The 24,356-nt window shown below is 57.1% G+C and carries 20 protein-coding genes; 10 read left to right on the top strand and 10 right to left on the bottom strand.

Going from position 1 to position 24,356, the window contains the following annotated elements; translation table 11 throughout:
* The 5 genes from BLW62_RS15120 to BLW62_RS15100 form a co-directional block, all read left to right on the top strand.
* Positions 1–1,047: acyl-CoA dehydrogenase family protein (locus BLW62_RS15120; RefSeq protein ID WP_090507886.1), on the top strand; the 1,047-nt coding region annotated here is incomplete at its 5' end.
* Between the two features lie 230 nt (positions 1,048–1,277).
* Complete coding sequence (locus BLW62_RS15115) at positions 1,278–2,036, top strand: IclR family transcriptional regulator (RefSeq protein WP_090507864.1); 759 nt, start codon at positions 1,278–1,280, stop codon at positions 2,034–2,036.
* Between the two features lie 107 nt (positions 2,037–2,143).
* Positions 2,144–2,761 carry a rod-determining factor RdfA gene (rdfA, locus tag BLW62_RS15110; RefSeq protein WP_090507863.1) on the top strand — a complete coding sequence of 206 codons (618 nt, stop codon included), beginning with the start codon at positions 2,144–2,146 and terminating at the stop codon, positions 2,759–2,761.
* A gap of 507 nt (positions 2,762–3,268) precedes the next feature.
* Complete coding sequence (locus BLW62_RS18800) at positions 3,269–3,616, top strand: hypothetical protein (protein WP_175459767.1); 348 nt, start codon at positions 3,269–3,271, stop codon at positions 3,614–3,616.
* A gap of 1,350 nt (positions 3,617–4,966) precedes the next feature.
* Positions 4,967–6,163, top strand: a complete 1,197-nt coding sequence (locus BLW62_RS15100; protein ID WP_175459766.1) for a 3-hydroxyacyl-CoA dehydrogenase — start codon at positions 4,967–4,969, stop codon at positions 6,161–6,163.
* A gap of 55 nt (positions 6,164–6,218) precedes the next feature.
* Here the strand turns inward: BLW62_RS15100 and BLW62_RS15095 are convergent, their stop codons facing one another.
* Positions 6,219–7,358, bottom strand: a complete 1,140-nt coding sequence (locus tag BLW62_RS15095; RefSeq protein WP_090507860.1) for an acyl-CoA dehydrogenase family protein — start codon at positions 7,356–7,358, stop codon at positions 6,219–6,221.
* Between the two features lie 276 nt (positions 7,359–7,634).
* Here BLW62_RS15095 and BLW62_RS15090 point away from each other — a divergent pair, with 276 nt between their 5' ends.
* Positions 7,635–8,810, top strand: a complete 1,176-nt coding sequence (locus BLW62_RS15090; RefSeq protein WP_090507859.1) for a thiolase domain-containing protein — start codon at positions 7,635–7,637, stop codon at positions 8,808–8,810.
* Entirely contained in the window at positions 8,807–9,217 is a 411-nt protein-coding gene (locus BLW62_RS15085; RefSeq protein WP_090507858.1) for a Zn-ribbon domain-containing OB-fold protein, read from the top strand. Before BLW62_RS15090 ends, BLW62_RS15085 begins: the two co-directional genes overlap by 4 nt.
* A 255-nt stretch (positions 9,218–9,472) precedes the next feature.
* Here BLW62_RS15085 and BLW62_RS15080 read toward each other — a convergent pair whose 3' ends face one another.
* The 5 genes from BLW62_RS15080 to BLW62_RS15060 form a co-directional block, all read right to left on the bottom strand.
* Positions 9,473–10,276 carry an enoyl-CoA hydratase/isomerase family protein gene (locus BLW62_RS15080; RefSeq protein WP_090507857.1) on the bottom strand — a complete coding sequence of 268 codons (804 nt, stop codon included), beginning with the start codon at positions 10,274–10,276 and terminating at the stop codon, positions 9,473–9,475.
* 566 nt (positions 10,277–10,842) lie between these two features.
* Entirely contained in the window at positions 10,843–12,387 is a 1,545-nt protein-coding gene (locus BLW62_RS15075) for a class I adenylate-forming enzyme family protein (protein ID WP_090507856.1), read from the bottom strand.
* A gap of 71 nt (positions 12,388–12,458) precedes the next feature.
* On the bottom strand, positions 12,459–13,232 hold the full coding sequence (locus BLW62_RS15070) for an ABC transporter permease (protein WP_090507855.1): 774 nt from the start codon (positions 13,230–13,232) through the stop codon (positions 12,459–12,461).
* Positions 13,229–14,080, bottom strand: a complete 852-nt coding sequence (locus BLW62_RS15065; protein WP_090507854.1) for an ABC transporter permease — start codon at positions 14,078–14,080, stop codon at positions 13,229–13,231. The genes BLW62_RS15070 and BLW62_RS15065 overlap by 4 nt, the downstream gene beginning before the upstream one ends.
* The gene (locus BLW62_RS15060; protein ID WP_245726733.1) at positions 14,077–15,090 is read right to left on the bottom strand and encodes an ABC transporter ATP-binding protein; all 1,014 of its coding nucleotides are present in this window, start codon (positions 15,088–15,090) and stop codon (positions 14,077–14,079) included. The genes BLW62_RS15065 and BLW62_RS15060 overlap by 4 nt, the downstream gene beginning before the upstream one ends.
* A 466-nt stretch (positions 15,091–15,556) precedes the next feature.
* Between BLW62_RS15060 and BLW62_RS15055 the strand changes: the two genes are divergently transcribed.
* The gene (locus BLW62_RS15055; RefSeq protein ID WP_090507852.1) at positions 15,557–16,639 is read left to right on the top strand and encodes an ABC transporter substrate-binding protein; all 1,083 of its coding nucleotides are present in this window, start codon (positions 15,557–15,559) and stop codon (positions 16,637–16,639) included.
* A gap of 79 nt (positions 16,640–16,718) precedes the next feature.
* Here BLW62_RS15055 and BLW62_RS15050 read toward each other — a convergent pair whose 3' ends face one another.
* The 3 genes from BLW62_RS15050 to BLW62_RS15040 all read right to left on the bottom strand — a co-directional run bounded on the left by BLW62_RS15050 (position 16,719) and on the right by BLW62_RS15040 (position 19,935).
* Positions 16,719–17,510: an enoyl-CoA hydratase/isomerase family protein gene (locus BLW62_RS15050; RefSeq protein WP_090507851.1), complete on the bottom strand. Its 792-nt coding sequence runs from the start codon at positions 17,508–17,510 to the stop codon at positions 16,719–16,721.
* Between the two features lie 61 nt (positions 17,511–17,571).
* Positions 17,572–18,822, bottom strand: a complete 1,251-nt coding sequence (locus tag BLW62_RS15045) for an acyl-CoA dehydrogenase family protein (RefSeq protein ID WP_090507850.1) — start codon at positions 18,820–18,822, stop codon at positions 17,572–17,574.
* Between the two features lie 93 nt (positions 18,823–18,915).
* Positions 18,916–19,935, bottom strand: a complete 1,020-nt coding sequence (locus BLW62_RS15040; protein WP_090507849.1) for a TIGR03617 family F420-dependent LLM class oxidoreductase — start codon at positions 19,933–19,935, stop codon at positions 18,916–18,918.
* A 273-nt stretch (positions 19,936–20,208) separates the two neighbouring features.
* Between BLW62_RS15040 and BLW62_RS15035 the strand changes: the two genes are divergently transcribed.
* On the top strand, positions 20,209–21,306 hold the full coding sequence (locus BLW62_RS15035; RefSeq protein WP_090507848.1) for an ABC transporter substrate-binding protein: 1,098 nt from the start codon (positions 20,209–20,211) through the stop codon (positions 21,304–21,306).
* Between the two features lie 405 nt (positions 21,307–21,711).
* Here the strand turns inward: BLW62_RS15035 and BLW62_RS15030 are convergent, their stop codons facing one another.
* Positions 21,712–22,827 (bottom strand): phosphotransferase family protein, encoded by a 1,116-nt coding sequence (locus BLW62_RS15030; RefSeq protein WP_090507847.1) that lies wholly within the window; start codon positions 22,825–22,827, stop codon positions 21,712–21,714.
* 257 nt (positions 22,828–23,084) lie between these two features.
* On the opposite strand from BLW62_RS15030, the gene BLW62_RS15025 reads away from it, so the two are divergent.
* Positions 23,085–24,332 carry an acyl-CoA dehydrogenase family protein gene (locus BLW62_RS15025; RefSeq protein WP_090507846.1) on the top strand — a complete coding sequence of 416 codons (1,248 nt, stop codon included), beginning with the start codon at positions 23,085–23,087 and terminating at the stop codon, positions 24,330–24,332.
* Positions 24,333–24,356: the final 24 nt, after the last annotated feature.

Raw genomic sequence — 24,356 nt, 5'->3', positions numbered from 1 at the left:
AACGGCACGTTCCCCACCGACCTCATCACTGAGATGGGCGATCTGGGCTTTTACGCCCCGAATCTCGAGGGGTATGGCTCGCCGAACGTCTCCGAAACCGCGTACGGACTACTGATGCAAGAACTCGAGGCCGGCGACTCGGGGCTGCGCTCGATGGCTTCGGTGCAGGGTGCCCTCGTCATGTACCCCATCCACGCCTACGGGAGCGACGAACAGAAAGAGGAGTGGCTCCCGGCGATGGGCCGCGGCGAGGCCATCGGCTGTTTCGGGCTGACAGAGCCTGAACACGGCTCGAACCCCTCGGCGATGGAGACGTATGCTGAAGCCGACGGTGACGGCTACGTCCTGAACGGCGCGAAAACCTGGATCACCAACTCCCCCATCTCCGATGTGGCCATCGTCTGGGCGCGCGATCGCTCGAGCGAGGACGACCCGGTCCGAGGCTTCCTCGTGGAGACCGACCGCGACGGCGTCTCGACGAACAAGATTACGGAGAAGCTCTCACTGCGCGCGTCGATCACGGGCGAGATCGGCCTCAACGACGTCCACGTCCCCGAAGAAAACGTGCTGCCGGGCGTCTCGGGTATGAAGGGGCCGCTGTCGTGTCTCACACAAGCCCGGTACGGTATCGCCTGGGGAGCCGTCGGCGCGGCCCGCGACTGTTTCGAGGAGGCGCGTCAGTACGCCCAGGATCGCGACCAGTTCGGCGGCCCGATCGGGCGCTTCCAACTCCAACAGCGCAAACTCGCCGAGATGGGCACCCAGATCACGCTCGCCCAGTTGCTCGCACACCGCCTCGCCGAACTCAAAGAGCGCGGCGAGATGCGCCCCCAGCACGTCTCGATGGCTAAACGCAACAACGTGCGAACGGCGCGCGACCAATCCCGGATCGCCCGCGAGATGCTCGGGGGCAACGGCATCACCACGGATTACTCGCCGATGCGTCACATGGCCAACCTCGAGACGGTCTACACCTACGAGGGCACCCACGACATCCACACGCTTGTGCTGGGCGAGGCGTTCACCGGGCTCAAAGCCTACCAGTAGCGAACCGTCGACGGTCGCGACCGAAACCGTCTTTTCCGCAGTTGTAGACGGGCGATGACGACCGCGAACCGTTAGGGACGGTCCGATCCCACCGACTCGAGTTGAGACAGAGTCGACAGTAGTGACGCCCTGAGTGAACCAGTCGACCGACGAGTCTGTTCCGCATATTACCCCAGCTGTTTTGCTTTCCGGAACATTGATTGCCGGCCTCGGAAAGTCTCGGGTAGAGCATGCCCGGAGAGGACGGAACCAACGCCGGCGTCTCGACCACGCGGAAGACGTTCACAATACTCGAGGCGCTGAAAGCCGAGGAAGGAGTGACGATTACGGAGTTGACTCGGCAGACGGACCTGAGCAAGAGCACCGTCTATCGCCACCTCACGACGCTGACCGAGATGGGGTACGTCGTCGAGCGCGACGGTGCCTACTACATCGGCTTTCGGTTACTCGAGATCAGCGAGCAGGCGCGAACGCGAAAACGGGGCTATACGGCCGCCAAGCGGAAGGTGTTCGAACTGGGCCAAGAAACCGACGAGCGGGCAGTCTTTATCGTCGAGGAGGAAGGTGACGCCGTCTACGTCCATCGCTACGGCAGTCTCTCGGATACGATGATCGGGAAGCGACGCCCACTTCACTCACTCGCCTCGGGAAAAGTAATTCTGGCAGAGTGGGACGACGACGACGTCGCGGCGTTCATCGACGAGCACGGACTCGAGGAAATCACGGAGCACACCGTGACAGACCCCGAAACGCTCTCCGACGAACTGGATCGAATCCGGGACGACGGCTATGCGGTAAACAAGCAAGAACACATGGACGGCCTCTGTGGCGTCGCGGTTCCCGTCTACACGCCGGCGGACGAACTCCTCGGCTCGCTCGGCGTCTTCGGACCGACAAGTCGGTTCAAAGACGAGTACATCCACGACGACCTCCTGAACCGCCTTCGGGACAAAGCCGGTGAGATTCGGGTCACGCTCGCCTACGGGTAGACGACAGTGTGACACGCGATCCGATCATAAAACGAACGGCGACCGGATGGTGAAACGATCTCGTTTCACCGAAACGACTTTCCCTAATTCGCGAAAATCTACCGCTAATGGACGAACGGCGTACGACGCCGGGCCCACAACCAAAAGTCCCCAGACTCCTCGAGAAGTACGATCTCGAGGGTGTCGGAGACAAACTCGAGGCCCACTGGACCCATCCCGACGAGCGAAAGAGTCTTCGAGCGCTCGCAGACTCGTTCAACGAACGCCTGCTGCGGGCCGCACTCGAGGATGCAGGCGTCGAGACGATTACCGAAGACATCGATCGCCTCTACGAGTTGCTCCGCGAGGAAACAGGCAGTCGCGGCGAACAATCGCAGGCCAGACGCCGTCTCGAGCGTGCCGGCGTCGACGTCGAAACGGTAACCGAAGAGTTCGTTTCGTATGGTGCGATTCGATCGTACCTCACGGAGTATCGCGACGCATCGTTGCCAGAGGCGACCGACGAGGACGTCCGACGCACGGAACGACAAGCGATCGACGGACTCCGAGAGCGAACGGTGACGGTAACCGAAAGCAAGTTAGCCCGATTACGACGAACGGATCGACTCGAGTTAGGTTCACACCGTGTCCTCGCCACCGTTCAAGTCGTCTGTGAGGACTGCCACGAGCAGTACGACGCCGCCGAACTGATCGAACGAGGTGGCTGTGCGTGTTCCGAATCGTGAACTCGAATTCGATGTGATACGAACGGTCCCCCATCTCATAACAGAAGTACTGTTGTTATGAGATGGGGGAGAAGAACGATTTCAGTGGCCGAAAAATGCTCCGAGCGGGTAGATATCAATTGAGTCCCCGTTTGCAAGACGGACATTTCACCATACGGGATGAGTATTCCGAATAGGGAGACGAGAATTATATAAACAACAAAACATGAGTTCTAATTGATATAGCATTTACTGTGGTATTCTATCGTCTAAACCACCTATCGAAATGTGAATCAGCCCACCATCGTTAGAATATGTAGAGTCGTAAATAGTGCCCTGTGATGATACTCTCCTTCTGTAACTGTTTTGATTATTTATTCTACGCACCTAAATTCTGACACATACTACCCCTGTGTTTATACTGTGCGATATTTTATAAAGGATAGCGCGGCCAACCGAGGTATGTCGAACCACCAACGAGTGACTCGACGAACGGCAATACAACTGATCGGTAGCGCGAGCGCACTTATGCTAGCCATACCCGCAACGACCGCCGCAGAATCCGACAATGACGATGCGGCTGTCGAATCGGCGTCGGAATCGACGGCTGGCGCAACCCGATACATCGGTGTCGTCGACAGAATTGTCGACGGCGAGCACGTCGTCTTCTTGCTCGAGAAAGACGGCGAACTCGTCGACGAACACGTCGCGCCACGGTCTGCGTTCGACGAGGTCAACGAGAGTGATATAATGGTCGTCGTTCTCAAAGACGACGAGTTACTCACTGCACAACAACTGCCAAAGCGACCGGGTGAAAGCATGCCTGAGAGTCAAAACCGACCGACTGCGTCTGATCTCGGTGAAGAGCTGTCGTAACTCACCGGCGCGAATAGCCGGGTTGTTTTGAACGGAGATGTGAGCCTCGAGTAACTCTCTCGTGTGTGCGACTCGTCGTGGGGCACACGGTGACATAGGTAGATCGATCTGAATTCGAGGCTCGTGGCTCGTAGCGTTGTTGATGAAAGACATGGACTAACTCGGAACGTCAGGGCCGGCTCTCTCGAGGCAGTATCCGCCGCTACACCTACGACGTCCTGCATCCTGCTTCCTCGTGAAGAGTGCTCAGCCTGTACGGAGAGCACGGAGTGGTCGTCTCGAGAGGTGCTCGAGTTGGTCATCACCCAGGATGGGTGTTAGAAGAAATTACTCATCTTTGATATGGTTGGTTGATCGGAAACTATGTTAATCGCTGGTGACGGTCGCCGAGCGACTGAGAGGAGTAGTTGTTGAGTGGTGCTTGTCGGTGTCGCCAGCGCTCTTCACCCAGATTCAGCGCTGGTGAGTACGCTAACAACATCACGAAGGCAAGGTCGTTACGGGCCGCCAGGTTCGCGAGGACCGACACCCGAAAATACGTCGCTCGTTCGGCACGGTCGTTGAGTTTCTCTCAATTTTGAACACAACTGAGAACGTTCGTTTTCTTCTCGATCGATATCCATCAGCAACAGCTTGAAACAGCTACAAATCGTCTATCGCTGTACATCGTATCACCCGGCTAGTTCAGTCGGCGTGTCGCCGTTCTTGTACACTACTGCCGCTAGAGCCGTTGTGTCGGTTTTTTCCCTCTACATTGTCGAGGACACTTTGTAACTCCGCGAGAGATTTTGGCGAAATTATCCACTGGAAGTGACCACAATATACGGGTAAAAATTTCTAGTGCCTGCTATGGTTTACCACCCCACCTGCTGACGTTCGGCCGTCGAACGATCGATGCGGTCTTGATGGTTGTATTACTGCACAAACTGGTCAAACCACTTGCGTGCGCTCGCCCGACTGTCCACCCACAAGTAATGGAAACGGGCAACCCGCATTTTGCAGATGTAAAACCAGTTTTCGATGAGGCTACGATAAGTGGAGTCAACCCGACCGCTCAGGCCTAACCGAGCGAGGGTAGTCCGATCGAAATTGATTGACGAGGAATACGTCTCGATGAAATCGTGTTTCTCGCAGCGCCCACGGAGGAATGCAACTGCCGAATTGCTGTCGTGGCGTCCAAACAATTGGACAGCAAGGATCACTAATTCGATTGGAATGCGTACTGAATCACGTCAGTACCTCTCATATGGCTATCCACTCGAACAGCGTGCAGTCCAGTTCACGTTTGTGAAGCGAGAGGTGTGCAAACCGAACGATACACTTTTCATCCGCGTTCGGTTTCAGTCACGTATGGTAGTGTCTATCAACACGATCGAAACGATTACCGTAATCGGTGGCGGGCAGATGGGACGAGGAATCGCCGCAGTCGCCGCACTGACGGGGTACGAAACGTACGTGAACGACGTCGACCAATCTCAACTCGAACATGCCGAGGAACGAATCGAGTGGTCGTACGAGAAGTCGGTCGAGAACGGATCTACAACGGAGGCCGAAATCGAGGAGGCACTGGACCGACTTACGTTCACGACTGACCTCGAGGAAGCGGCTTCCGACACGGACTTCGTGACTGAAGCGGCAGTCGAACAACAGGCGATCAAGGAGGACATTTTCCGAGACCTCGACGAGATCACACCGGAGGAGGCGATCCTCTCGACGAACACGTCGGGTCTCAATATTACCCGTCTCGCCGAAGTGACTGACCGACCCTCGCAAGTCGTCGGAACACACTGGTTCAATCCGCCCATGCTGATGGATCTGGTCGAGGTTATTATGACCGAACACACGCCCGAGGGCGTCGGCGATACCGCCGAGGCGCTTATCGAGTCGTTCGACAAGACGCCGATTCGGTGCAAGGTCGACATTCCCTCGTTTATCGTCAACCGGCTGATGCGGCCCTACGGCGAAGGCGCCGCGTGGATGGTGTATCGCGGCGAGCACACAATCGAGGAAATCGACTCCGCGATGAAGTTCAAAGAACGGTTCCCGATGGGTCCGTTCGAACTCGCCGACTTCACCGGCGGTATCCAACTTCGCGTCGAGGGAGAACAGGACCATCTCGAGGACGATCGACCGATGTCTTACGATACGGAAGTCTGTCCCATCCTCCATCAGTTGTACGATAAGGGCCGATACGGACGCAAGGCGAACGCCGGGTACTACGAGTACGATGAACGCGATGAGCCACAGATTTCGGTCGACGCCGGACAGGGGTTCGATACGCTACTCGTCTGGGCACCGATCGTCAACGAGGCGGCCAAAATGGTCCAGAACGACGTTGCAACCGTCGACGACATCGACACCGGTGCCCGCCTCGGTGGCAATTGGCCGGTCGGGCCCCTCGAGAAAGCCGACGAGGTTGGCCTCGACGTGATCGTCGAGAAGTTGACCGAGGTCGCTAGCCGTCACGAAGACACGAACAAGCTCGCAGAAACGTTGTCGTGTGACTTACTCGTCGAGAAGGCCAAAGCGGGTGAAACCTTCTACTAACGGTCTCGTTACACGCGAAATCGAAGCGTTGAGGACTGGGGACAAGCGCTTAGAGTTAGTTCAGTAACGACGGGACTCCGTCGCGCTTGAGCCAGCGAGCGATCGTATTCTGTTGAATTTCGTCGGTGCCGCCGGCGAACCGCCAACCGCGCTGGAGTCGGTAGAGGTACTCGAGTGGGTGGCCCTGTTGGTAGCCGTTCGCGCCACAGATCTGGAGCGATTCGCTGATCACGGTCTCTGCAGTCTGTCCGGAAAAGAGATTCGCCGAGCCGGTTCGCAAGGGATCGGGGACGCGGCCGTGCGCGACAGCATCCTCTGCTACGCGAAACGTGAGCGAGCGAGACGCCTCGAGTTGTGTGACCAGTCGGGAAAGTTTCCACTCGAGACCCTGGAATTCGGCGATTGGCTGGCCGAACTGCTCGCGATCTTGTGCGTACTCGAGAGCGTACTCGAGTGCCGCCAATGCCCACGTGTTCGAGATTGACGCCACGGCAAGACGCTCCCAGTTGAGGGCTTTGAGCTGCTGCTTGAACGCGTCCTCGCCACGCGTGAGGACGTTCTCCGGTGGGATTACGACGTCTTCCATGTAGTAGTGGGTCTGCTCGTGGCCGGCCATGTTGGTGTAGTGGTTGCTCACTTCGACTCCTGGGTCGTCGAAGTCGACAACGACGGTACCGAGGCCCTCCGGGAATTTAACCCACGTAACGCCGGCTGATGCGGCGTCGAATCGTGACACCCACGTCTTCTCGCCGTTGAGTACTAGTTCGCCGTCCCGCTCTTCGACCGTTGTGTTCATCGAATGGACATCGGACCCGGCTTCAGGTTCGGAGATGCAGATAGCGATGAAGTCCTCGCCATCCGTTAACGGCGGTAGGTACTTCTCTTTGGCCGCGGGCGTACCGAACATGTCGATAGCCCGGGGCGCCACCATGTGCAGCGAATTCAAGAACGAAGCCGTATCCGGACAAACCCGACCAACCGCCTCGTTGAGCAACATCGCTTCGAATTCGGAGAATCCCGCACCGCCGTACTCCTCGTCGAAGTTGATCCCCAGAAAGCCGTGGTCGGCGAGAAGTTCGATGTTTTCCCACGGAATCTCTCCCTCCCACCCATACGCCGCTTCTGAAAATTCGTTTTCTGCGAGGTCAGACGCCGTTTCGAGAAGCATCTCCTGTTCGTCGGTAAGCGAACTCATACCATATCCAGGTCACCGCCGCTATTTAGACGTTCTGTAAATCGTATCCGACGGGATCACTCCCAGCTGAACGCGGCTGGGACCAGTGGTTCGTAGCAATCGAGAGATTGGGTCTGTATCGAAGCCTGTCGCCATCGGCTGGTAGTCCTCGTTCGTCCGTGAATCACCTCGAATCGAACGTCGAGGCACTCGACCTGGCACGGAAAGAGCGAGAGGGAGAGGAGATGCGCGAGATGGACGTAAAGACTTAGGTGGAAGTATGCTAATCGCCAACTGATGGCAACACAGTCACCAGTGTATATCGCTGGCGCGTACGAACATCCGACACGGGAAGCGCCAGACAAATCGACGATGCAACTGCACGCAGAGGTTGCACGTGGTGCACTCGAGGACGCCGGTCTCGAAAAGGACTCGATCGACGCGTACTTTACGGCGGGAATGCCGGAGTACGAGAGCGGACTGACGCCGCTCATCATGGCCGATTATCTCGGCCTCGACGTTTCCTACGCCGATACAACGGACTTCGGCGGTTCTTCATATATCAGCCACGTCGGCCACGCGGTTGCTGCGATTCGAAACGGCACCTGTGACGTCGCACTCATCACGCTCGCAGGGAGACCACGCTCACGAGGGCAGGCAACCGGGTCCGGTGCTCGAGAGATTCGGACGACGCAGGACAGCTTCGAACGGATTTACGGCGCGACGAACATCGGCATGTACGGCATGGCCGCACAGCGACACATGCACGAGTACGGGACGACGCCCGAACAACTCGCCGAAATCCGCGTCGCCGCATCTCACCACGCACAATTCAACGAGCACGCCATGTATCAGGATCCGGTGACGGTCGACGATGTCGTTTCCTCGCGCGTCGTCGCCGACCCGTTACACCTCCTCGATTGCTGCGTCATTTCCGACGGCGGGGGTGCACTGCTCGTCGTCTCCGAGGACGCCCGATCCCGTCTCGAGCGCGAGTGCGTCGAAGTACTCGGACACGGCGAGTCAATCGGCCACCACCAAGCCGGTCGAATCGACCTCACACGCACCGCCGCCCAGGAATCGGGTAGTCGGGCGTTCGACGAAGCGGGGCTGGTCCCGGCGGACGTCGACTACGCCTCGATTTACGATTCGTTTACGATCACCGTTCTCGAGGCGATCGAGGATCTCGGGTTCTGCGCAAAAGGCGACGGCGGTTCGTTCGTCGAAGGTGGGACGCTCAAGGCCCCGAACGGCGAGTTGCCGTTCAATACGGACGGCGGTGGCCTGTGTTCGAACCATCCGGCAAATCGCGGCGGGATGACGAAAGTTATCGAAGCGGTACGACAGCTTCGCGGCGACGCCAACGACGAGGTGCAAGTCGACGCCGATATCGCACTCGCTCACGGCACCGGCGGAAGTATCGGGACTCGCCACGGCGCCGCAACGGTCGTGCTCGGAGGCGAAGACCGATGAGTTGGGAGCCACGTCCAACTCCTGAGATCACTCCCGAAACGAAACGCTACTGGTCGGCTGCCGCCGACGAGACCTTACTCGTTCGAGAGTGTGGTGACTGCGGACTCGTCCACCACTATCCTCGCGAGTACTGTCCAGACTGCTTCAGCGACGATGTTGACTGGCGAGAGGCGACCGGTACGGGGACAGTCTACTCCTATTCGGTGACGCGGACGATGAGCGGGTGGCCTGACGAAGACCTACCATTGGTTATCTCGTATGTCGAACTCGATGACGGGCCGCGACTGCTGACAAACCTTGATTGTGAGCCCGACGCGGTCGAAATCGGAACTCGCGTCGAGGTTCGTTTCGTCTCTCTCAAGTCGGCGGACGCTGCCATTCCGGTGTTCGTCCCGCTCGAGGAATAACCAGCCGACCGTATTTTGACGTTGGTGTGCGGTTACTGACGACACTCTTCGACAACCGAAGTAGGCCAGCTCGAGGGAGCAAAAAGCTAGAAAATCGCGTGATTTGATCTGTGTCGCGTCTGCCGCACTTAAGCGGACCCGAGGTGATTCTCGAGGACAGAACACCGAAACAGGAAGAACTGTGCTATTCGTCCGGGAAAAGCGAGCGTGGAAGCGTTACCATCGAAACACACAGCGAAAGCAGCACCTGTTTGCTTACCGACCTTCGAACTCCGGCTTTCGGTCCTCTAACCGCGCACTGAATCCTTCCGTGTAATCGTGAGTATCGTCCAGTTGGTTACCCAGTGCTCGCTCGTACGCAAGCCCTTCGTCGAGGGGCATCTCCAGAGCAGCGTTGAGCGCTTTGCGAGCATTTTCCAGTCCCAGCGGAGCGTTTTCGGCGAGTTCGTCCGCGAGTTCGCGGGTGCGGGAGTCGACGGCCTCAGGTTCGCAGACTTCGTTTACGAGGCCCACCTGCTCTGCCGTTTCCGGATCGATAAAATCGCCGCTCAAGACGAGTTCCTTTGCCTTCGCCAACCCGATCAGTCTCGGAAGGCGCTGCGTGGCACCGCCGTGTGGGAACGTACCGAGTTGTACCTCAATGACACCGTACTTCGCGTCGGTGGAAATGACGCGAAAGTCAGCAGGAAGTGAGAGTTCAAATGCCCCGGCCGGTGCTGCACGCTTGATCCCGACAACGGTCGGAACACGCGCGGTATCGATCGTTTTGATTACCTCTCCCAGCAGATTTCCAGTACTACTCTGTATCTCTTGCTCACCGCCTTGCTCGCCTCGCTCTAACATCATCTCGAGGTCCATTCCCGCACAGAAGACCGGGCCCTTACCGAGTAGCGCGATGGCGCGTATGGAATCGTCGGCGAGAACCTCCTCGAACGCTCGCTTGAGATCTCGAAGCACGTCTTCGTTCATCGCATTGCGTTTCTCCGGGCGATTCAAAACGACGTCAGCACGGTGTCCATCGACGTCTACGAGCACGTTTCCTGTGCCAATCTCACGCATATGCCGTAGTCAACAATCGCAATAATAATTATACCGGTATATTTCTACGTTTCTTTCAGCGATAAATAGTTGGAGACCGATTCCGCGCGTCCGTTCAGAGCGTGGCGAGTCTGGTCGCTCCGGGACGTCGAAGTCGGTCCAGTTTCACTACACGAAAATGTGAAACACACTTTGTAAGTTGTCCACACCCAACATATACCACCACAAATAACACCCTTAGTGTGTTATCGGATAGAGATAAGACGAGTATGGAAGCAAGAACGTAAACGAACTTTACCAACGTCGAAATGGACACGCCGTTACACTGTAATTCCAAACGACTCGAGAGGGGAGCGCTACGAACGAGTAGCACTATGCCACGCTGACTGCTGTGATTCCTCGGCACTCGGTAAATAACAAAACAGCGCCGCTGAGTGAAGATTCACCGTCGACTGATCAGCGCGTACGACTACCGTCGATAGCGACTCGTCATCGGAACGATAACGAAAGCGTCCAACACTTCGACCGTTGTGACAGGTGGCCTTGCGGTAATCGGCATCTACGTTCGCTCGAGCGCGAGGTCGGTTCTATTCGAGTTCGACTTTTCGTACTTTGCCGCTCGTCGTTCGGGGTAACTCCTCCAGAAATTCGATCTGCCGGGGGTGTTTGTACGCGGCGAGGTTGTCGAGTGAGAACTCTTTGACGTCCTCGGCCGTAACGTCCTCGCCGGCGGAGGTTCCTGGTGTCGGGACAACGAAGGCTTTCGGGACTTCGTTCCGCCGTTCGTCGGGAATACCGACGACCGCAACGTCGGCGATGGCGTCGTGTTCTCTCAGCAGATCTTCAACTTCGCTCGGATACACGTTGTAGCCTGCGGTGATGATGACGTCCTTTGCTCGGTCGATAATCTCGTAGTAGTTGTCCTCGTCACAGCGAGCGATGTCTCCTGTCCGGAAGTACCCGTGCTCGTCGAACGCCGCCTCCGTTTCCTCGGGCAGGTTGTGGTACCCTTTCATCACGTGTGGCCCTCGAACCAACAGTTCGCCTTCTTCTCCCTGTGAGACTTCGTTTCCGTCGTCGTCGACGACCTTGGAATCGGTCATCCGGAACGGTTGCCCGATCGAACCGAGTCGCGGACCGTACGTAGAATCGTGGCCCGCATGAGTCGCACCGCTCGTCTCCGTGAGCCCGTATCCCTCGTACATCTCCACTCCCGCAACCGACTCGAACTCTTCTTGGACCGTAACCGACATTTTTGCTCCGCCTTCACCGACCGACTCGAGACTCGAAAGATCGTAGTCGCCGAACGACTCGTCGTTAACCATATCGACGAACATCGCGGTAACACCATTGAATGAACTGATCTCGTGTTCTTCGATTGCCGCCATCGCATCGGCTGGATCCCACTGGGCGGGATCACGGAGGTAGACGCAACCGCCCTTGAGTAGCGGTTGCCACGTGCAGTGATAGACCCCGGTCGTGTGATACAGCGGGAGACTCACGAGTACCCGCTCGTCGTCGGGATCGTCGACACCGGTATTCACGCCCGCAAACCCTTGCGTTCGCAAGTTTCTGTGAGTCGAAAGAACGCCCTTCGGCTTACCGGTCGTCCCGCTCGTATAGAGTTGCGTCGCCACGTCGTCGTCCGAACGATCGACGCAGATCGGATCTCCGTCGACCGCTTCGAACGGAACGTCGTCCGGTCGAGCGTCGCCGACAGTAACGACCAACGGATCGGCTTCGGTGGCGGTTATCGTCTCCTCGACGACATCGCGCAGTTGCTCGTGAGTGACGATGACCTGAGCGTTCGAGTCCGTGAGTTGGTGTTCAAGCTCCCGCGATTGGTACTGGGGATTCGCCGGCGACACCGGCGTTCCCGCTTTGAGGCCGCCAAAGAACGCGATCAGAAACTCCGGGCAGTTTGGAACGTAGAGCAACATCCTGTCGTCGGGTTCGATTCCTCGATCTGCTAATCCGCCAGCGAAAGCCGCGGATCGGTCGCGAAGTTCGGCGTGGGTTAGCGTCCGATCATCCATTTTGATCGCTGGCTTGCTACCCCGTTCTGCGGCGGTAATATCGTGTAGCTTACTAGCATTTCCAGTTGCCGCGTCCCGAAAGTCGGTACGTTCCATGTGTACAATAAACACTCTCCACGAGGCAATGTGAAACTACCGTTTGGCCAGAATCAACGAATCGACGGAACTTATCCGCCGATCCGGTCGCCGAGCACGCTGACGATGATCATAATCGCAACCAGTGTCGTCGCGAGCGCGCTGATCTCCGGACTGAGACCCGTCTGGATCTGATTGAAGATAATAATTGGAACGGTCGTCGTTCCGGGCGTAACGAGGAACTGCGTCGCGGTGAACTCGCCGAAGGAGATGACGAACGCGATCAGCATTCCGGCGATCATCGCAGGTGCGATGACCGGAATCGTTACGTTGAGCGTCGTCTCTAATCGGTTCGCACCCATGATCATCGACGCGTCCTCGAGGCGGTCGTCGAAGGTCAATAGTCGAGACCGGACGATAAGGAACACGAACGGGAGTGCCAGAATCGAATGCGCGAGAATGATCTGGGGATAGCCCCGAGGTATCGAGAGAAGCCCTCCGAACCGGAGGAAGGCGACACCAGTAATCACCGGCGAGATCATCAGGGGTAACAACATAATCGTAGCGAGCGTCTCCTTTCCGCTGGTCTCGCTTCTCACGAATCCAAAGGCGGTGATCGTACCGATGATACCGGCGACGACTGCTGTCGCACACGCGACGATCGTACTCACGATCATCGCATCGATGAGTCGCTGATTTTGAAAGAGCGTCGCATACCATTCTAACGTTACACCGTCGGTTGGGAGCGTTGGCGACGATTGGACGGTGAGCGAGGTTGCAATGACGACTACCACTGGGATGAGCAAAATCGCGTAGACGAGCAGAATGACAGGGTAGAAAGCCAATCGAGTGGTGAGGTTTGTCATAGGTCGCTAAGCACCTCCGAGATGTTCGCGTAGCGGTTGAATATCCCGATTAGGATCAACAGCGCGACCGTAAAGACGACAGAGAGCGCTGCTGCGAGCGGGATACTGTACGAGAACGATTGTTCGATGATGTTTGCCATCATGAAGTCTCCTGGACCGCCCAGAATCGCCGGCGCGAGGAACGATCCGGCGGCGAGGATGTAGACGAATAGTGCGCTGGCAACGACGCCGGACAGACTCAGTGGGAAAATAACCGTCCAAAGCGTATGTATAGGCGTCGCTCCGAGAATCTTTGATGCGTTGACCAGTTCCTCATCGATCGACTGAAGGGAATTGTAAATCGGAAGAATTGCAAACGGCAACAACGCACTCGTCAGTCCGATTATGACCCCGGACGTCGAGAAGAGGATGCCGAAATCGGTCCCGAACACCTGCTGGACCGGTCCGGTTGGAAGGAAAAACAACGAGACGCCGAAGAACCGGATGATGATCGCGATCCACAGTGGGAGGAGGACGAACCCCAGCATCAACATCTGCCGCTTGGCTTTGAAGGCGATATAGTAGGCGATCCAGTAGCCAAGGATCAGGCACACGATAGTCGTAACGAAGGCGTAGGCCATCGTCCGGCCAAGCGTCCACAGGTACGTACCGCTCAGTGCCGTGCTGTAGTTCTCGAGCAGCGATCCCTCGCCGAAGTTGAGGCTCTCGAACAACAGGACTACGACTGGGATGATAAAGAAAATCGTCAGCCAACCCAGCCCGACTGCCATCAGTAACTTCGGTGTTGCTCGATCCTCGAGCACCGAGATTGTCGGGAGTTCTGGAAGTTGGACGTTCCCGAATTTCATACACAAATCACCTTCTCGGGATCGAACTGTACCGCAATTTCGTCGCCAACGTTCAGTTCATCTGACGTCCGGCTAAACGCAGTCATCATCGTGCCGTCGTCGAGTTCGACTTCCAGTTCCGCGCGGTGACCGAGGTATTCGATCGTCACAATCGTCCCGACGAACGTGTTCACTTCACCGTTGACCTGTGACGGGCGACGAACGTCGATTTCCTCGGGACGAATGTACGTCGAGATGGTGTCATCTTCTATCGATTCGACGTGCCCGTTCGATTGGACGTGGATTTCTCTCGACCCTGATTGGACGACTGGAGAGCTAGCATCGACGAACTCACCTTCGAACTTCGTCGACTGGCCGAGGAACTCCGCGACGAACTCCGTTTCTGGACGTTCGTAGAGGTTAGACGGGTGGCCCTCTTGTTCTTTCCGTCCTTCGTTCATTACGATCACTTTGTCCGACATCGACAGGGCTTCGGACTGGTCGTGAGTTACATGGAGCGTAGTCACGTCGACTTCCCGTTGGATCGCCCGAATTTCGTTTCGCATATCTTCTCGGAGCACGCGGTCAAGCCCCGTGAGTGGCTCGTCCAAGAGGAGGATGTCCGGTTCGTAGACCAGCGCTCGTGCAAACGAAATTCGACGCTGCTGACCGCCACTAAGTTCATCGGGTTTGTGGTCAGCGTGATCCAGCATTTGGACCATTCCGAGGTACTTCTCGATTTGTGCGTCGTAGTCACCCTCGAAATTCTGCATCTTCAGACCGTACCTGAGGTTCTCTTCGACGGTCATATGTGGGAATAGTGCCGAGTGCTGGAACACCAGTCCGATATTACGTTCGTACGGTGGAACGGTCGAAACGTCTTCACCACGGAGGTGAACCGAGCCGGAGGTGGCCTCGATAAGCCCTGCAATCGAGTGCAACGTCGTACTCTTTCCACAGCCACTCGGTCCGAGCAGCGTGGCAAACTGTCCCTCTTCGACACGAAACGACACGTCGTCTACAGCGAGCAAGTCTCCGTAGTATTTTGTAAGATTTTTAATTTCTAACATGCGTATCTTCTCTCTCAGTAATTATCTACTCGATCGGTTATTTCGTTGTGTACCTTAGAGCCCGATCTCAATGTTGATTGTCGCCGAGCGATACGGTCACCCCATGTGTACCGATCAACGTCAGTAGGCCCGTTCCATCGAATGGTGGTCCAAAAAACGACCGACGCAACGATAAATGGGCCACGATACCAGTACACATATTTCAGTGAAATCCCGCCCCCAGTATTAAACATTATGTTTCACATATTCCACTATACCTAAGAAATATTCTGTGTTCTGGAGTCCAATTCGTGTGGTACACAGGGCGTCTCTGCAATTCTGGCCAGAAGAAAATCCTGCCAACTCGAGTCGGGGCCCCCACTGCAGACCGGATACGATGGCAGCAGTTGGGCAAAGCGTTTTATCTGTTGATGTGGCACCAGGGCACATGGATAGTGACAACGCGGGTCAGTCTCGATCCAGACGGCGTGTACTACAAACGGGCGCTGCTGTCGCTGGACTCACCATAGCGGGCTGTCTCGGTGGGAGCGACGACACGATCACGTTTCTCTCACGCGGCGGATCGACCCAAGAAGCCGAACGAGAGATTATGGAAGAGTGGACGGCAGAAAGCGATATCACCGTCGAACATCAGGAAGCACCGAGCGACCAAGAGATGATCCAGATGATCGCAGAGAATCCTGGATCGATCGACTTCACCAATTTCGCCGCCTCGGGACTCGGTCTCGCTCGTGGCCAACACGACGGTGAACTCCTCGCCGATATCGACTACGGTGAGATTCCAAACTACGAGGAACACGTCCAAGACGAGTGGCAATCGGCACCACCCATCGACGGACACGACGATGGAATCGCATACCATATCTCTACGCACGGACTCGCGTACAGTACCGAGATGGTCGAAGAAGAGCCAACCTCGTGGGATATCGCACTCGAGTCAGAATACGATGGCCACGTCGTCTTTTCTGACATCGCGTACGCTCGATTCGGTGTCGGCGCAGCACACGCCGGATTAGACGTCAACGAGGCGCTCGACGACGAAGACCTCCGCGAGGAAGTCTACGACCAGTTACGCGACCACCACGAGTTAGTGACGACGTACTGGGCTAGTGGTGACGAGTTCATGCGGTACCTCCAAGAAGAACAGGCGGCCCTTAGTACGGCGTGGGGTGGCCGAATCGAGCAGCTTCAAGAAGACGGGTACCCAGTTGACTATACGATCCCGGAGGAAGGGGCCCCATCGTTTTCGAGTTTCATGGCGGTCGCCGAGGAGAGCGACAACAAAGAACACGTCTACGACTTCCTGAATTGGTACTACGAACCGGAACATGCGGTTCAGCACTCGCTCAATTACAAGTATCCAACACCGCTCGAGGACCCACCCGAAGAGCTCACGGAACTCCTCGAGTACGTCGAGGATCCCGACGAATTACTCTGGATGGATTTCCAACTCGTCTTCGAGCATCTGGACGAAATTGAGCAAAGCTGGGACGAGATTAAAACCGAGTAATCTCGTCTCTCAGGTCTCAGCCAGTTGAGCGTCGAGGCGCGACGAAAAATAGACGGATGTGTGAGAAATCAGAGCCCGATTAATGGCCGACGAAGTCGGGGTCTCGTTTCTCCTTGAACGCGCTCACACCTTCTGCGTAATCTTCGGTCCTCGTCGCCTCCGAGATTTCCGTAGCTTCACTGGCAAGTTGTTCGGACAGCTGTCGAGCGTACGCTTCCTCGAGCTGTCGAGAGATCGAACTCAATGCCTTGGTCGGACCCGTCGCGAGCGAGGTCGCGAGTTCCTCGAGGCGGTCGTCGAACGAATCACTGTCCGCAACCTCCGTAACGAGACCGATTTCTTCGGCTTCATCCGGTGATATTTGCTCGTTGAGCAACGCGATTCGCTTCGCCTCTTGGAGTCCGACGAGATGTGGAAGATAGTACGTCGCCGAACCGTCACCGGTCAATCCGATACCAGGGTAACCGAACTGGAGATATGCCTCCTCGTGCATAAGCGAGATGTCGCCTAACAGTGCGAGGGCAAACCCAGCGCCGACAGCCGGTCCGTCGATACCGGTGATAATCGGCGTTTCTCCACGTTTTAGCTGGTAGACAACGTTATTGAGGAACGACGCACCACGCCGGATCTGGGACGTTGCACTCGAGTTTTCCTCGAACGAGGAGATATTTCCGCCGGCACAGAATACACCGTCGGATCCGCGCAGAACGATACAGCGGACGTCGTCGTCCTCGTTGAGTTCCGTTCCGAGCCACAGTAGCTCTTCGGTCATGCCGTCGTTCAGCGAGTTCATCGCCGACTCGCTCTCGATCGAGAGGTACGCGATACCAGCCTCCGTCTGCTCGACGTTGAAGTTGTTACACTCGTTCATAGCTGTGAATGGGTTTCGTTGGTAGAGTATTGTATTTCTGGTTCAGATCAGATGGCCGCTCTCACTCGTCGAGAGCGTCCACGCGCCGCTTCTCATCGAATCGGAGGACGTTCTCGATCTCCGTTTCGTCGACGTCGTCGAACGCCCAGCGAGCGATCGAGCGGCGGTGAACCTCGTCGGCACCGTCGACGATCCGGAACGGGCGGACGTTCTCGTAGAAGTGGGCTAACGGCAGATCCTTTCCGATCCCATTCGCACCACAACACTGGATCGCGAGGTCGATGATCTCGTTCGTAACGTTCGCAGTGAAGTTCTTGGCCATCGCGACTTCGATGCGGGCGTCGCTGCGATCGAGTTCGCGGGCGGCGTGGCGTGATGTTGCCCGTGCAGCGTGTAAGCGTGTCTCCGCGTCGGCGATCCGGTGGCGAAGCGCCTGCTTGTCCGAAAGCGTCGATCCGAAGCCCTCGCGTTCGCTGATGTATGCTTTTGCGATCTCGAGCGAGCGCTCGGCCATCCCGGAGTAGCGCATGCAGTGCGTGAGTCGGCCGCCACCCAAGCGCATCTGCGCGACTCTGAAGCCCGCTCCCTCTTCGCCGACCGTGTTCTCGACGGGAACGCGAACGTTCTCGTATTTCACTTCCGCGTGGCCGCCAGTTCGCTCGGTGATCCCGTGACCGCCGAGGTGGCCGACGTTTCGAACCACGTTCACGCCGTCCGTGTCTGTCGGGACGAGGATGATCGAGGTTCCCTCGTAGGGGTGGGCGTCGAGGTCGGTTCGAGCCATTACCAGGAGAAAATCCGCGTCAGCACCGTCGGACGTCCACCATTTGTGGCCGTTGATGACCCACTCGTCGCCGTCCTTCTGCGCGGTCGTCTGCAACATTTTCGGATCCGATCCGCCGCCTCCCATCGGTTCGGTCATCGAAAACGCAGACGAGATTTCACCCTGAACGAGCGGGCGAAGCCACTCTTCTTTCTGCGCTTCCGTCCCGACCAATTCCAGGGTGTGCATGTTCCCCTCGTGCGGTGCATTGGCTCGGATCGAAAGCGCGCCGAGGAGCGATCGACCAACCTGTTCGAACGACGGTAGCATGTCCTGGAAGTCGAGTCCCTGTCCGCCGTACTCCTCGGGCATCTGCGGTGCAAAGAGATTGCGTTCTTTCGCCATCCCCCAGAACTCCTCGATCTCCGCCTCGCTGACCGGTTCACCGCTGCGAAGTGCCTCGCGCTCGCGAGGAATCACTTGTTCGTCCATGAACGATTCGACACGCGCCGCTACCTCCTGTGCTGTTTCGGAGTCGTGGTACTCCATACCACATGATCAATATACGCATTTGTAAATCTATGCTATTGAGGAACACTCACCGATTTCGGATGACGATAGAGGATGAACAGCGATCGGTACTCAATCGTCCTTGAGCTCCTCGAGGACGTCACTCCAATACTCGCTCCCGTCGAAAGACAGCTGGATTCGGTCGGCAACACCACCGTATTTCTCCTCGATTTTCTCCGCAAGCGTATCCGGCTCGGCTTCGATCGCAAATGCTGCAACCATCTCGTCGGTCACCAGTTCCGTCATCTCGTCCCACTTCCCTTCCTTCGAGAGTTCGTGTAATTCCATTCCGACGTCTTTCCAGCCGTGTAGCTCGAGGACGTCGTGGTAGGTTCTGGTCGATCCGTAGAAGGCGATGCGCTGTTTTGCCTCCTGACGCATTTCGGCGCGTCGTTCCTCGGTCTCGCCCGTAATGAGGAACGGGCTCGCAGAAAGCGTCACGTCGTTGGGGTCGCGGCCACCGATTTCGGCGCCCTCCTCGACCGTTGGGACGATGACCTCTTCGGTGTACTTCGGCGTGTTAAACGCGTGCATACAGAGCCCGTCCGACACGTCACCGGCCATCTTGAGCATGTATTCGCTGACGCCGGCAACCCAAATGTCCGGAGGACCAGCCTCGAGCGGGCCGGGATTGAACTCGTCGGTCATAAGCGAGAACTGGAAGAACTCGCCGTCGAAATCGAGTTCGTCTTCGTTGCCCTGGAAGACATCGAAGATATGTTTGAGTGCGATAACCTCCTCGCGGAGCCGCGAACCTGGGCTCTCCCACTCGAAATCAACAGAAAACCGGCGTTCGTTGTGTCCTTTGACTTGCGTACCGAGCCCGAGGATCATCCGACCATCGGTGAATCGCTGTAAGTCCCACGCCTGGTAGGCAAGAACCATCGGCGACCGAGTGAAGGACGTCGCGATTCGGGTACCGATCTCGATATCGGTAGTCTGGTCGGCGACGAGGGGAAGGGGGAGGAACGGATCTTCGTCGGTCTCTGGTGTGAACACTCCATCGAAGCCAAACGATTCGGCTTGGGCCGCAAGGTCGGCTGATTCAGTCGATAATCCTTTCACTGCTGTGTCGATTTTGAGGTCTGTCACGTTCGAGCAGACTAACGACAGGTAGAAAGATAATAGTACCGCCGAGGAATACTTCCTTAAACTGAACGTCGTTGGTCGGAAGTCACTCCGAAGAGGGTTCAATTGCGGTCGTGAGTTACGTGCTGTGTTCGGAGGCGACGACCGCTTTTATCGTGAGTCACGTGCTGTGTTCGGAGGCGACGACCGCTTTTAGTGACCTATTCTAATTACCCGAGAGATTCACCCGTAAATCATCCAAATTATTTATTATGGTCCCCCAAAGAAGAGAATACGATGACACAGATTAACAAGAGACAGGGTTCCGACGACGGGCGGGGAACGACTCGACGACGGGTCCTGCAAACGGGTGCGGTAGTTTCAGGGATTGGCCTTGCCGGCTGTATGGGTGGTGACGATGACACGCTTAGATACATTAGTCGCGGTGGGACGACTCAAGATGCCGAGCGAGAGATGTTCGAAGAGTGGAGCGAGGACAGTGGAATCGATGTCCAACACCAGGAAGCGGCCGACGACACCGAGATGATCAATCTCATCGCGGAAAATCCAGGTGAGTTCGACTTTACGAACCCGGCGCAGTTCGGACTGGCGTTAGAGCGACTCGAACACGACGGCGAACTGTTCGACGAAATCGATACTGGCGAGATTCCAAACTACGAGGAAAACGTCCAGGACCAGTGGAAGGAGGCGCCACCGATCGATGGAGAAGACGACGCGATATTCTACTACATGTCCTCTCAAGGGATCGGCTACAACCAAGAACACGTCGACGAGATTACGTCCTGGGACGATCTCAAAGACGACGATCTCGCGGGTCACGTCGCGCTGTTCGGATCACCGCCGACTCGGTTCGGGAACTGTTGTGCTGCGCTCGAGTACGACGTCGGCGAAGTCTTCGAAGACGAGGATATGTTCGAAGACGTCTTCGATGAGATGGAAGAACAGAACGAGTACGTCTTCAATTACTGGGACGCCGGTGACCAATTCATGCAGTGGATGCGAGAGGAACAGGCCTACGCGTCCTCGGCGTGGGGCGGGCGTGTGCAGGTGTTAAACGAGGAAGGGATGGACACTGAGTACGTCATCCCCGACGAAGGCGCAGTCGCCCACACGAACTACTTCGTGATAACTCAAGAGAGCGAGAACCAAGAACACGTCTACGACCTCCTGGACTGGCTCTACGAGCCAGATAGAGCCGTCGAGTTGAGCACCAGCCACAACTACCCGATGGCCATGGAAGATCCGTCAGACGAGTTGACTGAACTATTCGAGTACGTCGAGGATCCTGACGACCTCCTCTGGATCGACTGGGACTCGATGATTTCGAACCTGGATGAGATTACGGAGCGGGTCAACGACGTGATGGCAGGGTGACGCCAATAGGAGATGCAACTATCGTCTCGAGCGTTCGCAGACCGGAATTGGAGACGGCTGATTCGACTGCAAACTCGTCGGCAGCTACTGTTATTCTGTAACACGTTTCCACCTCGGGAGGTAACGTTTGTCCGTGTACACTGTCCCACCTCTCGAAAACAGCGCCGCGTTGGGATAGTGGTCTGAAAAACAGCGCCGCTGACGTTGGGATGGTGGTCTAAGAACCACTAATTGCTCGCGACGGAACCCCGTTGAGACGCGATACCGGTCGTTCGTTGGGAACGATCTGCAGCGGGATCGGGTTCGTTGGGAACGATCTGCAGCGGGATCGGACGAGATGTAGAGGGAAGTGGTAGTTCGAGAACGCCGCGAGTCAGCCAGTGGCGGATCGACGTGCCCGTCGTGTTAGCCCTCACCGTCGATAATTTGCAGTGCCCGTCGAGCCATTTCTGGAACCCGCTCTTCCATGATTGGATAGTGGTCGTCGTCGGCGTTGCCCTCGAGGTGGCGACGAAAGAACATCTCGCCGATCCCGCCCAGTTTGTAGTAGGCCAACGCGCGATAGAAGCGATCGTTCTCGAAGCGATAGCCGGTCGCTTGCTCGTAGCGCTCGACGAGTTCCGCTCGCGAGTGATACCCCTCTCGGAGCAGATACTCGGCGTCGCCGGCGGTGCCGACTTTCGTCGTGGCATCGTCCTCGTCGGGCCAGTACGAGAGGAGCCAGCCGAGATCGGTAAACGGGTCACCGATCGTCGACATCTCCCAGTCGAGCACGGCCTCGAGTTCCGGCGGTTGCTCGCGGGCATCACTCGATCGCTCGTTCGAGGATGCGTTGCGTTCCCCGGCCGGCCCGAACATCACGTTATCGAGCTTGTAGTCGCCGTGAACCAGCGTGTGTGGATGATCCGATGGGACGTTTGCCTGTAACCACTCGGTTAGTTCGTGAACCGCAGGAATCTCGCGTGCCTCGGCCGTCACCTCGAACGCCCACTCGTATTGCTGTTCCCAGCGGTCGACCTGTCGCTGCGTAAATCCGTCTGGACGGCCAAATTCCTCGAGTCCGACCGTCTCGTAGTCGACAGTGTGAATCGCAGCGAGCGTGTCGATCATCTCGGTTCCCAACCGCGTTCGATCCGTCGGCGTAGCGAACTGATCGGGTTCGTCGTCGCGGATGACGACTCCCTCCCGTTTCTCCATCACGTAGAAATCAGAGCCAATGATGTCGTGGTCTTCGGTCGCGACGACCGTCGTCGGGACGGGAACGTGGGTCGCCTGAAGCGCTTCGAGAACCGTGTATTTACGAATCACATCGTGTGCCGTATCAGCCGTCTCGCCTGGTGGAGGACGACGAACAACGAGATTTCGGTCGTCCCACGTGACGAAGAGCGTCTCGTTCGAATGGCCTCCCGGGTGGCGGTCGACCTCGAAGACGTCGGCCGAGCCGAGATGGGCTGCCAAAAACGCCTCGAGGGCGTCGAGATCAACGAGTCGGTCGAAGTAATCAGTCTGGTCGTCGGACATCCTTGGATACCTCGATCACTACCATTCAGATACATGCATAAAATCTCTCGTATCGCGCGAATGGCCTGCGTCGGTGCCACCCCCTAACGGGCTGGTGTCCATCGGTTCCGGCCTCTACTGGGCTGCGGTATATCATTTCAGGCCCAACCGCGAACCGTTCTGTGGGTGTCCTAGTAAAACGTTACAGCAGACCGTGGAGACTACACAAATTGAGAAGAAGCGTAATTTTTTGGTAGTGTACGGATAAGTTGGTCGACATGGAGATTAGCCCATCCGAAGAGCTACAATCATACATAGACGACCTCGACGAATTCATCGAAACCGAAATCGAACCACTCGAGGAAGAACACATCCAGTACTTCGACGAACGTCGGGAACATGCGCGTACCGACTGGGAGTCGGGTGGTGAACCCGACGAAGAGTGGGTAGAACTCCTCCAGGAGATGCGAGAGCGCGCGGACGAGGCGGGATTCTTCCGGTTCGCGCTCCCCGAGGCGGTCGGCGGTGACGACGGCTCGAACTTCGCGATGGCAGTGATTCGGGAGCACCTGGCCAACAAGGGGATCGGCTTGCACAACGTCCTCCAGAACGAGGCGTCGGTCGTCGGCAATACCGTATTCCCCCAGATTCTACTTCGCTTCGGAACTGACGAACAACAGGCGATGATCGAGGACGTCATCGCCGGCGAGACGGGTGTCGCCTTCGGACTCACCGAACCCGACCACGGTAGCGACGCGACGTGGATGGATACGACCGCCGAGAAAGACGGCGACGAGTGGGTCATCAACGGCGCGAAGCGCTGGAACAGCGGGATGCACGCCGCAGAGTACGACCTCGTGTTCGCCCGGACCAGCGGCGAGGACGGTGATTCCGACGGTATCACAGCGTTTTTGGTGCCGACAGACACCGACGGATTCGAGGTCGACTACTTCTGGTGGACGTTCAACATGCCGACCGACCACGCCGAAGTGTCGATCGACGACGCTCGAGTGCCGGATTCGGCGATCCTCGGCGAGGAAGGACAAGGGCTCCACATCGCGCAGTTTTTCGTCCACGAAAACCGCATTCGACAGGCCGCGGCGAGTCTCGGTGCCGCGCAGTTCTGTATCGACGAGGCCGTCGATTACGCGAACGAACGGGAAACGTGGGGGAAACCGCTCTCGACGCGACAGGCCATCCAGTTCCCGCTCGCGGAACTGCACACGGAAGCGGAGATGCTCCGTAATACGATCAGAAAGACGGCCCGCCTCCTGGACGACGAAGGCGAGATGGTGACCGAGTCGGGATCCTCGATCAGCCAACTCGTCGCGATGTGTAACTACAAGGCGAACGACCTCGTCTGTCGAGCAGCAGACCGCGCGATGCAGGTCCACGGTGGCGTCGGATACAGTCGGCACAAGCCGTTCGAACATATCTATCGCCATCACCGGCGCTACCGCATCACGGAGGGTTCCGAAGAAATTCAAAAACGTCGCGTCGCCGGCCATCTCTTCGACTTCATCTGAACGCCGCGGAGGAGACCCACTCCC

Source organism: Natronorubrum sediminis, assembly GCF_900108095.1.
GTDB classification, from domain to species: Archaea; Halobacteriota; Halobacteria; order Halobacteriales; family Natrialbaceae; genus Natronorubrum; species Natronorubrum sediminis.
Note: the sequence above shows the minus strand (reverse complement) of the source record. Positions and strands in the feature narration are given on the sequence as shown.